The following is a 12,597-nucleotide window of genomic DNA, read 5'->3' as shown; positions in this document are numbered from 1 at the left end:
TTCCCTCCCTTTCAATCAGTCTATTTCACTTTCAACAAGTGACCGCCGTCAAAGAAATACAAATAACTCTCTTTCACGGGCTTCTTCAAGATCCGCTCTATCGCTTTTCCGTAAAGCTCCAGCTGGACACGGTACCGTTCAAGCAGTATTTTCTCTGCGCCTTCAAAGCCGCCGGCAAAGCGGCTGCCTATAGTGTCTGACTTGTAATCTATTAAAATAAAACCATCTTCCTCAGCAATCATACAATCAATAACACCCTGTACAAGAATGGATTCCTTTGCTGAGACTTGCCATCTTATTGCCGCTTCCTCCACGGGAAGCGCCATGCTGAACGGCATCTCTCGAATAATGTTTGGAGCAAGGCTCACCCTTTTTCCAATTTCCGTTTTAAAGAACTGGGAAATGGCTCCGATGTCGATGTGCTCGGCCTGTTCCTCTGTCAAAAGCTCTTTGTTCACCATTTTTGCCAGCAGTTCTTTAATTTGTTCCGGTTCAGCCGGCAAAGACAGGTCAATATGCTGCATCACTGCATGCATGGCCGTTCCCCGTTCTGCTGCACTGAGCGACCTTTCCTGCATAAAGCGTGGTCTGCTCGCATTCGCTGACGAAAATCCTCTCTTCAGCGGGCGATCGCTGTATTCATCAAGGAACTGGTATTGTTTCTTTATTTCTGTGACCGATTGCTTCGATAAGGTCGATGTCGCCGGCTTGTAGCCATATTCCCAGTTTAATCGCCGTTCTGCTTCTCCTTTTTCCTCAGAAGCGAGATCAACAGGTTTGTATTCCTTAATGGCCGAAAGAATTTCTTCCTGAATGATTTTTCTGCTTTCATGTTCTTGTTCATAATCGGCAGCATCAAAAAGCTGGATCCTCCATTTTGCCGGGTCGATAAACGTCTCGCCTCTTCCGTGCTCTGCCGTCTGCAAAAGGTTCCTCAGATCTTCGCTGTCTTTGTGCCTGATGACCGCGCGGCCAATCCAGTCCAAATAGCTTTTTGCCTGTGAGCGGTCATAGTCCGGGAGGATCCATTCCACGCTTTCCAGTGCTTCTCCCCACTGATTCACCGACTTCTCCAAATCATTCAGTGTCCCCAGCAGATAGAGCTTCTCCTTCGCCCGGGTTAAGGCGACGTACAATACCCTCATCTCTTCTGCCAGCAGCTCCATTTTCTTTCTGCGCTGTATGGCGAGCTGCGGAAGCGTTGGATAGGCTACCCTGAATCTCGGATTGATGTAGCGAGTGCCAAGCCCGAGTTCTTTATGAAGAAGAACGTTCTCCTTCAGGTCCATCGTATTAAACTGTTTATTTAACCCCGCTGTGAAAACAACCGGAAATTCAAGGCCTTTACTCTTATGGATCGTCATGACCCGCACGACATCTTCCTGTTCTCCAAGTGCACGCGCAGCACCCAAATCCTTTCCGCGGTCCTGCATTCTCTCGATAAATCGAAGAAATCTGAATAGCCCGCGGAATGATGTCTTCTCGTATTGTCGCGCGCGGTCATATAAAGCACGAAGGTTAGCCTGCCGCTGTTTGCCTCCGGGCAGGCCCCCGACAAAATCAAAATAGCCGGTTTCACGATAGATTCTCCAAATTAAATCTGCCAGTGAACCTTGTCTCGCGGTTTCCCTCCACTGTCCAAGAAGCTTCGTAAAGTGTCGAAGCCGGCTGATGATGTTTTCGTCTTCTCCGCTCGCGATATATTCTGTCACTGCATCATAATAAGTGCCCTTTTTATCTGCCAGCCGGACAGCCGCCATTTCATCTCCAGTCAACCCTACAATGGGAGATCGCAGAACAGAAGCGATCGGGATATCCTGCAGCGGATTATCAACGACTTTCAACAGGGAGAGCATAATGTTCACTTCGACTGCCTCAAAATAGCCGGTAGAAAGCTCTGCATAGGATGGGATGCCCTGGCGCTTGAACTCTTCAAGGATGATGGGAGCCCAGGTGCTAGTGGCGCGGAGCAAAATGACGATATCTTTATATTTTACCGGTCTCATGTTTCCTGTTGTCTTATCCAGAACGTGATATGGAGTATTGGTCTCTGTCCCGATCAGCTGCTTGATCTTCTCTGCCATTACCCTCGCTTCAAGGAGCACCGTTTCACTGTCTGATTTTTCGCTTTCACCGCTCGACTCGCCGTCTTCGTCAAGAACAGGCGAACTCTTATTGATGAGCAAAAGCTCTGCTTCCGGTGCAGCCGCTTCAGGATAATAGCCTGCTCCAAAGGAAAGCTCAGCTTCCTTGCTGTAGGCGATCTCGCCGACAGATTCATTCATGATCTGCTTGAAGATATAGTTTGCAGCATCAAGCACTTCCGAACGGCTTCTGAAGTTTTTGGCCAGATCGATACGCAATCCTGTCCCTCCATCACCCTTCTTCGAAAATGTTTTGTATTTCGATAAGAATAGCCCTGGTTCAGCCAGCCGAAAACGGTAGATGCTCTGTTTGACATCGCCAACCATAAACAGATTTCCCTCTTCTTCATTTCCTTTGCTCACCAGCCGCACAATCGATTCCTGCACGAGGTTCGTGTCCTGATACTCATCGACGAGAACCTCAACAAATCGGTTTCTGTACTCGAGAGCAGCAAAAGAAGGCACAGGGTTCTGAACTGTGGAAGATGGCGCGCTTAATATCTCCAGGCAGAAGTGTTCAAGATCCCCAAAATCAAGCAATCCTTTTTCCTGCTTTTCTTTTAAAAAACGGCGGCCAAATTCCTGAACCAGCTCCGCCAAATATTGTACGACCGGAGCCATCTCCTGCAAATGGCTCACATACGATTGCGGCGGTCTGCTGAACAAGTCTTCTTTTATTTGAGTGACTTTCTTTTTTACCTGGTCCCGCATCTTCTTAACTTTTTCCTTGAGAACAGGATCTACCTCTTTTCCGCGCACCTGCTTCATCGTTCCAAAAGATCCGGACTGAAACTCGTCATAAAGTTCCTGCCAGGAGCGGACAGCAGCGGCTTCAAGGTGCTTCACGAAAATCAGATCGTTCTCAATCGTCTCACCGTAGGGTGCTGGCCCTTCTGGAGACCTCGCTGTCTCGAGCGCTCGTTCAAGCACAGTACTTAAACCGTTCAGCTGCATCGCAACATCTTGAAGCAGCTCTTTCGTCCATGGCAGGTCATCGATTGCCTGTAAACCGGTGTTGTACTGAGCCGCCATCTGCTGAAGCCACTGGGCGGGATTTGGATGGCTCCGTGAAAAATCATAAAGTTTCAGTATAAGCCGCTGCAGTTCAATATCATTGCGGTCCGAGCTGTAGGCATCAACCACCTCGAAAAACGCATGGCCCTCTCCCTTGCTGTACTCTTCTTCAAACAGTTCTTCCAATACTTCCTGCCGGATTAGTTCGGCTTCGGTATCATCAGCGATCCGAAAGCCCGGGTCCAGATCAATCTGATAATAGTACTTTCTCAGTACTTCAATGCAAAAAGAGTGAAGCGTGGAAATGGATGCTTTATTCAGCAGACCGAGCTGTCTTCGGAGATGAAGAGAAGCAGGATGCAGGGATAGCTCCTTTTCAATCGCATCTCCGATCCTTTTTCGCATCTCAGCCGCAGCAGCGTTTGTAAATGTAACGATGAGCAAACGGTCGACATCAGCGATTTCTTGCCTGATCATCGTAATAATCCGCTCAACAAGCACCGCTGTTTTTCCTGACCCTGCAGCAGCGGCGACTAGAATGTCCTGTCCCCTGACTTGAATGGCTTGCCACTGGTCATCTGTCCAGATGCTCTCTGCTGGCTTTTCTGCAATTTTAATCATCGCCTCGTCCTCCTTCCTCGTTCATTTTTGATAATATGCTATCATCACTCTCGGCTTTTAACAGCCTGTATTGGTTTTCTTCCAGTGACTGATCAAACTGGCACACCGAACGATAGGAGCAGAATGTACATGGCACTTTACTTTTCATCCGATAAGGGGATATATCTATGACCCCTTCCGTAATATCTGTGCCGACATCCTTAATCACCTTTCGAACATAATTCGTCATGGTGGCAAACTGTTCCTCGGTTGCTACGGATGAATGCGTCGGATGAAAACCTTTTGAAGTCATGGAAACCGGTATGATATCCGATTTCTTTTCAAAGACTGTATCCATTAATTGAACAGTCTCTATATCTGCCAGGACTAAACCTTTCATCTTGAACTTCTTGTAGAGTTCCTGCTGTACTTCTTCAACTGTTAGCAATTTTTTGTTTGAAATTAATGGGTTGTGGATGTGGAAATATAGAACACCTGCCGGATGGGCGTCCCTGCCGAGCCATTTCTTCGAGTGGCTGATCACAACATCCAGATACGTAAGCATTTGCAAAGCGATTCCATAATAAACCTCTGAAAGATTTAAGCCTGTCGAGCTGGATTTATAATCGATGACCCTTAACATCAAGCCGCTTGATCCTTCAGCGGCATCCACGCGGTCAATTCTGCCGATAATCTCCATCGTTGTGCCGTTCGGGAGCTTGTATTTAAGCGGCGGGAGAGGCTGCTGTTTGCCAAACCCGAGTTCAAGCCCGATTGGATTAAAGCCGCTCGCCCGCGCATGTTCGCTTAACATATGAGAAGCTCTGCCGACAATATCCTTCAATTTGCTCTTTATATATAAATGGCGTTTCGTACTGAGCAAAATCTGGCTCTGAAGTTTTAACGCCAGGCTTTCGACCATGTCACCCGCAATACGGTAACAATCCTTCATGGAAAGATCGCGCCAGCTCATATGGTTTGAACCTAGAAAATCATCCATGTTCTTAAGGGCGGCATGAAAGAGCTGGCCGATATCCGGTGCTTCCAATCGGTACATTTTTCTTTCCTGAAGCTTCAGTCCATAAGAAAGAAACTGTGAAAAAGGGCAAGACTGGTGCAATTCCATCCTTGACACACTGGCTGTAATCTCATTTCCGTATAGCTCCTGCGTCACAGCCGGTGTAAGCTTGTTTTCTTGATTATAATAAAACAAACTTCCCAGCACGGTTTTTCCAAGCCATCTCCACCGATCCTGAAACGTGGTCCAGTTGTAGACATCCCACCAGACCCGTGAAATGGGATAACCTTTTTTCCATTCACGGAGCTGGGTATTCAGATAGGAAATGGCTTTTTGCGGATGCTGGATGTAAGCCAAACCGTTGCCTTGTTCCGGATCGCCTTGAATCAGCTCTTCTTTTAGCCCAGGGAATAGTGATTTCACCCTGCCGATTACCATGGAAGGAAGCAGATTTTTCCCCTCCTCATCAGCCAGCGGATAAGAAATATACAGCTTATCTGTCGCATTTGCCAGTGAATGGTAGATAAGGAATTGCTCATCTAACAGCTGCCTCCTTGAACCAGGAGCAAGAGAAAGGCCGTTCTTTTCAAGCACATCTCTGTCATCTTCTGAAAGAATTCCTTCCTCTTTCGGCTTGGCTGGCAAAATCCCATCATTAACACCCAAAATGAAGTGGCATTTTACTCCGGAATACCTTGAACGGTCCATCGTACCGGCCAGCACCTGATCGAGGGCTGGCGGTACAAGGGCAAACTTCATGCTTTCTAAGCCTGTTTCGAGCATTTTTACCCATAGATCCAGTTTGATGCTTTCTCCGCCCGTAATCTCTACCATTTCATCTAAAAGCTCTATGACCGCATCCCACACCTGATCATGTTCACGTGCGATCCTGAGCTTGCCTTCCTGCTGTGCTCTCTGGCTGAGACGTTCCAACTTCATCGGGATATGCAGTCGCTCAAGATAAAGAAACAGCACCTCACAGAAGCCGCGTACATTTTCCGCCTTTTTCAAGTCACGAGAAAGCTTGTCCAGTGGAGACACAATCATATGCCTGACTTCGTTCAGACGCTCCTGCTTTTCTTTTTCCTCATCCGTCTGGACGAATTCATGCTCCTCCAGTGCTTGAAAGCGCTGCACCTTCCAAGGCTTCTTCTCTGTCCAGCGATGTCCTTGAATGCCGTATGCAAGCACATAGTTTTCAAGCTCATCCATTTCATGGCGAAGTTCTGTCCATGAGAAATCACTGTCCACTGGATATAACAGATCGGTTTTTACAGCGCGGAAAATGGATTCGTAGCGCCAGTTGCTCGTCACAGCTTCCAGTGACGACCGGATCAATTCAACAAGCGGGTGGTGGAGCATCGGCTTTTTTTGATCCAAGAAAACGGGAATTTCATATTCTTCAAAGACCGTTTCAATCAGATCCTGGTAATCGTTCATATTTCGAATGGAAAGGGCGATTTCTCTGTATCTGTAGTTTTCATCACGGACGAGCCGGATAATTTCCCGTGCTGCTGCCTCAATCTCTGTTCTCCGATTGACGGCAGACTGAATGGCTATTCCGCCTGGCTGTTCAAATTCCATGGCTGGCCTGCGGTCATATTGGCTTTCTAAATGACCGAGTGACGGTGTACTGCTGAATCTTGGCGTTTTCTTAAGAATGACCGGCTCTTCCTCAAACACCCCTTCTTCCTTTGCAATTTTTCGAATGGAGGTGAGTGTTTTTTTAGGGGTATAGAAAAGATCCAGCTCATGGGGGGCTCCAGCACCGCCGTCGGAATCAGCAGTAAGCGCAACCGTTACTTTTTCTGCATGCTTTAGCATCATCCGCAGAACCTCGAGCTCTTGCGGTGTAAAATGATGAAAACCGTCTATGTAGAATTCAGCCTCTTTTATATACTCTGAATAAGGGATTTTTTCAGCAAGCAGCCTTAAATAATCCTCTGTATCCACGTACTTATGAACCAATGCTTTTTCCAATTCACTATAAATTAAAGCGAGATCTGTAAGCTTGTCCTTTAGTACGCTGCCCTTTGTTTCACTGCTAAATTGCAGAAGCGTCCGAGCGTTCCACTCGAGCTGCTCTGCATCCACGTAGTAGCGCTTGAACTCTGTAATCATATTTTCCATAAGATCATAGAACCCGTTCTGCTCTGACGCCTTTTTGAATACCTTCAGTTCCTGTTTTTTGTTCTCTATAATTTTCCTGAGCATCATATTCATTCCGACACTCGTAATATGAAGCCTGGTCATCCCTCCGACATCACCAAGGACTTTCCATGCCAGACGGGAAAAACTGAACACCTGGGCACGCATCATTCCTTCGAGACCAGGTGTCTTCGCCAACTCATATTCGGATTGAAACGTCATCTGATCAGGCACCAGATAAATAATGGGTTTTCCTTGCGGCTGTGTAAAAAGAGACTCTCTGATCTCGCTTAAACTGCGGTCGCTCTTTCCGCTTCCTGCTCTTCCAAGAATAAAGCGCAAACTCATATCCTCACCTCTGTCAACCTAATAAACTTAACTCTATTATCTCATAAAATAGTATGTAAAAGAATGATTACGACTGCAGAAAAGCCTGCCTTTAACTGGAACAAGGCAGGCATCGAACGGCTGTTGATCACCGCTTAATGTGTCTTTTATTCGTATACATTCTTTCATCCGCCAGACGCTGGTAATGCTCAATGTTATATACGGCGTCTTCATGCAGGCTTATCGTCCCATATGCCAGCGAAACACTGTCATTCCATGAACGCAAATAGCGGTCAAATCGGCCGGCGAGTTGAAAGGCTGTTTGCTCTGTATGGCCGGGAAGTAAAAATACGAACTCATCTCCCCCGAACCGGAAGCCAAGATTCATTTTCAGCTTTTCAGCAAAGAACGCGAACTGCTGCAGCAATTCATCTCCCATATGATGGCCAGACCGATCATTAATCTCTTTAAAGTTGTTGATGTCCATCATGATCAGCGACAAGGGATACCTGTCCCTTGTCGCCTTCTGAACTTCCGTTTCAAGACAATGATAAAAATAGCGCCTGTTGTATAAGTTCGTCAAAGGGTCTCGAATGCTCAGCTCTTTCAAATCGGCCACTTGCTTTGAAAAATAACCGCTTAAGACACCGATCATTAAAGAATTGGCAGCATGTCCCCATCTCTCCAGAAAAAAAAGCTTATTCTCTGCTGTCTCTTCTTTAATCAGGTTCTGAACAGCACGGTTCCCCTCCTGCCGCAGACTTTTTGCGAGAAGAGGCAGCAGCTGATGGGGAATTGCCTTTTGCCCTGCAAAATCATGCCCCTGCTTAAAACCGCGATCTTCCATTTGCTGCATACAGGAGTTGAACTCTTCATGCTGTATAAAAATACCGTTTATCAAGGCAGTTAACATTCTTTTCAAATGCAGCCGATAGTGTGAACCCGTATAGCCCAGGAAGGCAACAAACATTTCGTTCTTTTCCAAGTAAAGAAGGTGCCGGTCGATGATGCTGGGGATGGATGCAATATGTACGTTGTACAGACGGTTTTTGAGGTCGGCAATGTCCGTTTCTGCCATAGGTTGGATCCCTCTATTCAATAGGATTTAAGAAGTGACCGGCGTTTAATTCACGATGAATTTTGCCCGTACATATCAAAAAAAGCCATCTCCTCCTGAGGGAAATCGCTCTTTTCCCTTTGGCAACCCGGCCGCCATGGTTTTTTACAAACGTTAGGCCCGCAGCTTTGCGTCCCACCTTTTCAGATGGTTTGCTCTGAGACAAAGGTCTCTTCCATTCATTTTATAGTAATTATATACTATATCCCTATTATTACCAACCATAAAATGAAGCTATTGGCCTATTTTTTCATTTTCCATCTCTTATACCACCGATATCCGATTCGTATTCCATTCAGCACCGGATAAGGTACCCTAAGAGGAAACCTATAAAAGAACGGCAGGTAGATTTTATAATAAGCTTTTCTTAAATCACTCCACTTGTAGCATTCCTCGTTCTTGCAAAAATCAGAAACATCAACAATGATGCCTCTGCCCTCGGAAATCATCACATTTTTGCCATGAACATCCCGTGGAAAAAGCCCTCGTTTTTGGGCATAGCGCAACGCTTCATCCACGTCGCGAATCACTTTTTCGGGAATTTTCACCCCTTTATGCAGGCAATCATAGAGGGTGATTCCTTTGATGCGCTTTAAAATCAAATGGCGTTCTCCATATCCGTAACACTGCGAATATCCCTGGTGTTCCCCAAGCTGCCGGTACACAGAGATCTCTTCGAGGAGTTCTTCATGATTTCTGCCATAGATCTTAACGACCAGGTGAGGATATTCAGGATGTACGAAAACGGCCGCATAATTACCGCATCCGAGGAGTTTCCAAGGCTCGGGTGCGTACAGCACTTCTACCGGATCACCTGGATTTCTGCTGATTATTCTTGCTTCCTGTGTTAACTCTTCTGCTAGCTCCGTATACTTATTCATGATCCACCTTGCCCGGTTCCAAAGTCTATCGCACAAAGCGATGAAACAGCTCTATTATTTGTGCTCTATCAGCGTATCAAAAAGAAAATGTTTCATCAGCAATTCTGCCTTATTCCGAAGATGGACATTCGGGAACCTCATGACTTCCTGGTATCCCCGGATAAAAATCTGATATTCTGTGATGTCATCCACTGGCTTTCCATCCGTCACTTTAATTTTACGCTTCATCATTTCTTTTTTTACGTCTCTTAATTCATAACTGATAGCGTTCATCACATTCTCAATGAGAGTAACATACGGCTGCTTTAATTTGAAAGGGGCAACAGCAATCACTTTTAAATCCCGGTTAAAGATGGTAAGCAGCATAGGATACATAATATATTTGTCTACTAGTATACGATCGGTTTCATCGCCGTATAACATGGTTGGCCCTCCCGATCGCCGTTCAGGCCGTTTTTCCGGCGACCGACAAAATATTAGACAGCTTAAACATGCGGATTTGTTTGCGTAGGCAGCAATAAGCGGTTAACGTATCTCCGTCACAGGAAATCGGAAAAACGTAACGCTGAGTAAGCTGTCCGGCGCCAGACTGATAGATCATCGTAAAGGGAGAACGTTCAGACACACAACGCGCCAGCAATCGATTCATTTTAGCCACCGCCTTACCATTTTTTATTCATAGTATATGCGAACAAATGTTCCTTATGCAACTAGAAAAATATGCCTATCCTTAATAAGGATAGGCATAAAATCGAATATTATTACACGTTCTGCAATAATCCCTTTTGTTCAAGCGCCTGATGGAGGCTTCCTGCGATGGAAAATCCCTCAAAGCAGATTCCCAGCGCAACAACGGTCTGAGCTAGTTCAGGCCTCATGCCTGTCAACGTTACCTCTACACCAAGAAGCTTTAACGATGTGATCACTTGAAACAGATTTTGGGCAACCATCGTATCAATGATCGGAACGCCTGATAAATCAATAAAAAGGTGCTCAATCTGCAATTCCATACATTTGTTAAGAGCGATCTCCATAATTAATTTAGAGCGGTGAGTATCAATGGGGCCAACCAGCGGCAAGACCCCGACGGTCTGCGTAAGGCGGACAACAGGAACTGATAGTTCTTCAAGAGCCTCCCGGGCCAGATCGAGAAGATGATTATTATAGTCCACATAAGCCACGCTGAAAGAATATACCACCTTATCCAATAATGGATCAATAATGCCTACAGCCCTCATGACTGTCTGGTTATCATATTCATTTTTTTCCACTTCTTTACCGACGAAGTCCCAGATCAATTTTCGGTACAGCCGTTGTGAATCAAGAGCGGCATCAAGGGACAAGTTGATCTCCACCGCAGCTTGCCCGCTTTTTTTTCCCCATTCCAAAAATCTTTTTTCTGATTGTTCGAGGTTTGAGTATAAGGCTTCACCAATGAATTGAAACAGTTCGATGCGCCAGTCGATTAAAAGCTGTTTTTGCCGTTCATTCGGCGGATTGATTCCATTCTTAATCCGATTCTGTGTTACGGCGTCAGCAAGTTCTTCTTTATGCTGAATAATGCGGTCTCCCAGAGCCCTTAAGTCCTTGTCCATCGTCTCCTCCTCAATCCCTCATATCGTTTTTATGCTCCTATCATCATACACTATAGCAGGCTCATAATAAACGATTTCATCACCTTTGGCGCCTTGCCTCATCATACGTTCCCAAGTACTCTTGGATCTCGCCTTCCTGAATCCAGGCAACACGGTTGAAGAGCTTATTTAAAAAGTACCGGTCATGCGAAACAGCTACCACCGTTCCATTATATTCTTCGAGGGCATCCTCCAGGACTTCACGTGAATCAATATCCAGATGGTTGGTCGGCTCATCAAGCAGCAGCAGGTTCACATCCTGGTGGACGAGCTGGGCAAAGCGAAGCCGGGTATTCTCTCCTCCGCTTAGATCCTTTACCTTCTTGAACACAGACTGACCATAAAACAAAAACTTGGCTAGCAAATGCCGAGCAGTTCCTTCATCCACTGGAACTGCCTCACGAAAAGCCGAAAGTACTGTCTCATCCGGATGACTTTTCAGTCCGTTCTGGGAAAGATATCCGGGTTTGACGGACCTTCCAATCTCGATAAGACCTGTAACCTCCTGCTCCCCTAAGATTGCTTTTAACAGGGTAGACTTTCCTGTTCCATTATTGCCTACGATCGCTACCTTTTCACCAAAACGGATGAAAAGATCCACTTGTTTCAGTATCTCCCTTCCAGGATAGCTTACTGCAACATCCAGCAAAGTTAGGACTTCTTTTCCGCTTCGATCCTTCATCTGAAAACTGATTTCGGTTTTTCTGCGGTTCAGTACCGGGCGTTTGATTTTTTGCATCCTTTCAATCGCCCGTTCCATGCTGCGCGCCCGTCTGTGAAGATCGCCATTATCACCCCTGATCGCCCAGTCACGGAGCCGTTTAATCGCCTCCTCCATTTTTTTAATTCTTTTTTGCTGCTCCTGATACTGAGCAAATTCAGCAAGGAGGCGTTTTTCTTTTTCAGCTGCAAATACACTGTAATTTCCGTGATAAAGGGTCACTCCCCCGTCTTCGAGATCATAAATTTTATTCACGGTGCGATCCAGGAAGTAGCGGTCATGAGAGATCATCATCACTGCACCCTTATACTTCAGCAAATAGTCTTCAAGCCATTCCATCGTGCTTAAATCAAGATGGTTGGTCGGTTCGTCAAGCAAAAGCAGATCCGGCTCCTGCAGGAGAAGACAGCCGAGCCCTGCCTTTGTCTTTTCGCCTCCGCTGATGGAAGAAAACGGCATATCCCTTACCGCTTCAAGGCCGAGGCCTTTTACAATTCCATTAATCTTGGATTCAATCGAGTAACCGCCTAGTTCTTCATAGGTCTCCTGCAGTCCGTATAGTTGATTCAGCCATTTTTCCAGCTGCTTTTCATTTGGGGCATCACTCATTTTTGCAGTCAGAGCAAGAATTCTTTCTTGAATTTCATGAAGTTCAGAAAAGGACTGCATAAACACTTCATAAACCGAAGCATCGTCCGATCGGACCGGCACCTGCTCCAAATAGCCGGCTGCCGAACCTTTTTTAAGATGAACATTTCCTTCGTCCGGCTGCTCGGTGCCCGCCAGCAGTTTAAATAACGTACTTTTTCCGGTACCGTTGCGCCCGATCAGGCCAATTCTGTCTGTGTGGTGGATTTCAAGCGATATGTTATTAAAAACAGTGTGTCCTCCGAAGCTTTTGGTGAGGCCGTTAGCGGAACAAATGATCATAGGTAAACACTCCTCAAATTTGGTTTACCCATTCATCAGAAAAGCGAAAGCGCCCTGCTTAAG

At 46.1% G+C, this 12,597-nt stretch carries 8 protein-coding genes and 1 riboswitch; all 8 genes read right to left on the bottom strand.

The window, feature by feature from the left end; all coding sequences use genetic code 11:
- Positions 1-20: 20 nt before the first annotated feature.
- The 8 genes from addA to abc-f all read right to left on the bottom strand — a co-directional run bounded on the left by addA (position 21) and on the right by abc-f (position 12,534).
- Complete coding sequence (gene addA / locus ABHN01_RS01805; RefSeq protein ID WP_429874137.1) at positions 21-3,779, bottom strand: helicase-exonuclease AddAB subunit AddA; 3,759 nt, start codon at positions 3,777-3,779, stop codon at positions 21-23.
- Positions 3,772-7,272 carry a helicase-exonuclease AddAB subunit AddB gene (gene addB, locus ABHN01_RS01800; protein ID WP_429874136.1) on the bottom strand — a complete coding sequence of 1,167 codons (3,501 nt, stop codon included), beginning with the start codon at positions 7,270-7,272 and terminating at the stop codon, positions 3,772-3,774. The genes addA and addB overlap by 8 nt, the downstream gene beginning before the upstream one ends.
- 127 nt (positions 7,273-7,399) lie before the next feature.
- On the bottom strand, positions 7,400-8,329 hold the full coding sequence (locus ABHN01_RS01795) for a GGDEF domain-containing protein (protein ID WP_429874135.1): 930 nt from the start codon (positions 8,327-8,329) through the stop codon (positions 7,400-7,402).
- Positions 8,330-8,447: 118 nt separating this feature from the next.
- Positions 8,448-8,535: riboswitch (cyclic di-GMP riboswitch) on the bottom strand.
- Positions 8,536-8,610: 75 nt separating this feature from the next.
- A complete protein-coding gene (locus tag ABHN01_RS01790; protein ID WP_429874134.1) occupies positions 8,611-9,249 on the bottom strand; it encodes a serine/threonine protein kinase in 639 nt (212 codons plus the stop codon).
- Between the two features lie 54 nt (positions 9,250-9,303).
- Positions 9,304-9,672 carry a hypothetical protein gene (locus ABHN01_RS01785; protein WP_429874133.1) on the bottom strand — a complete coding sequence of 123 codons (369 nt, stop codon included), beginning with the start codon at positions 9,670-9,672 and terminating at the stop codon, positions 9,304-9,306.
- 22 nt (positions 9,673-9,694) lie between these two features.
- On the bottom strand, positions 9,695-9,898 hold the full coding sequence (locus ABHN01_RS01780) for a hypothetical protein (RefSeq protein ID WP_429874132.1): 204 nt from the start codon (positions 9,896-9,898) through the stop codon (positions 9,695-9,697).
- Between the two features lie 112 nt (positions 9,899-10,010).
- Complete coding sequence (locus tag ABHN01_RS01775) at positions 10,011-10,844, bottom strand: STAS domain-containing protein (protein ID WP_429874131.1); 834 nt, start codon at positions 10,842-10,844, stop codon at positions 10,011-10,013.
- A gap of 79 nt (positions 10,845-10,923) precedes the next feature.
- Positions 10,924-12,534, bottom strand: a complete 1,611-nt coding sequence (abc-f, locus tag ABHN01_RS01770; protein ID WP_429874130.1) for a ribosomal protection-like ABC-F family protein — start codon at positions 12,532-12,534, stop codon at positions 10,924-10,926.
- Positions 12,535-12,597 lie beyond the last annotated feature (63 nt).

The sequence above is a fragment of the Fictibacillus sp. NRS-1165 genome (genome assembly GCF_050468105.1).
Lineage (GTDB): Bacteria > Bacillota > Bacilli > Bacillales > Fictibacillaceae > Fictibacillus_C > Fictibacillus_C terrinigri.
The sequence above is the reverse complement of the archived record's forward strand: the minus strand, read 5'-3'. Positions and strand labels throughout refer to the sequence as shown.

Excerpts from the sequence above, each read along its gene's own strand:
- addA (WP_429874137.1), bottom strand. The coding sequence starts at position 3,779 with ATGATTAAAATTGCAGAAAAGCCAGCAGAGAGCATCTGGACAGATGAC.
- addB (WP_429874136.1), bottom strand. The coding sequence starts at position 7,272 with ATGAGTTTGCGCTTTATTCTTGGAAGAGCAGGAAGCGGAAAGAGCGAC.
- ABHN01_RS01795 (WP_429874135.1), bottom strand. The coding sequence starts at position 8,329 with ATGGCAGAAACGGACATTGCCGACCTCAAAAACCGTCTGTACAACGTA.
- ABHN01_RS01790 (WP_429874134.1), bottom strand. The coding sequence starts at position 9,249 with ATGAATAAGTATACGGAGCTAGCAGAAGAGTTAACACAGGAAGCAAGA.
- ABHN01_RS01785 (WP_429874133.1), bottom strand. The coding sequence starts at position 9,672 with ATGTTATACGGCGATGAAACCGATCGTATACTAGTAGACAAATATATT.
- ABHN01_RS01780 (WP_429874132.1), bottom strand. The coding sequence starts at position 9,898 with ATGAATCGATTGCTGGCGCGTTGTGTGTCTGAACGTTCTCCCTTTACG.
- ABHN01_RS01775 (WP_429874131.1), bottom strand. The coding sequence starts at position 10,844 with ATGGACAAGGACTTAAGGGCTCTGGGAGACCGCATTATTCAGCATAAA.
- abc-f (WP_429874130.1), bottom strand. The coding sequence starts at position 12,534 with ATGATCATTTGTTCCGCTAACGGCCTCACCAAAAGCTTCGGAGGACAC.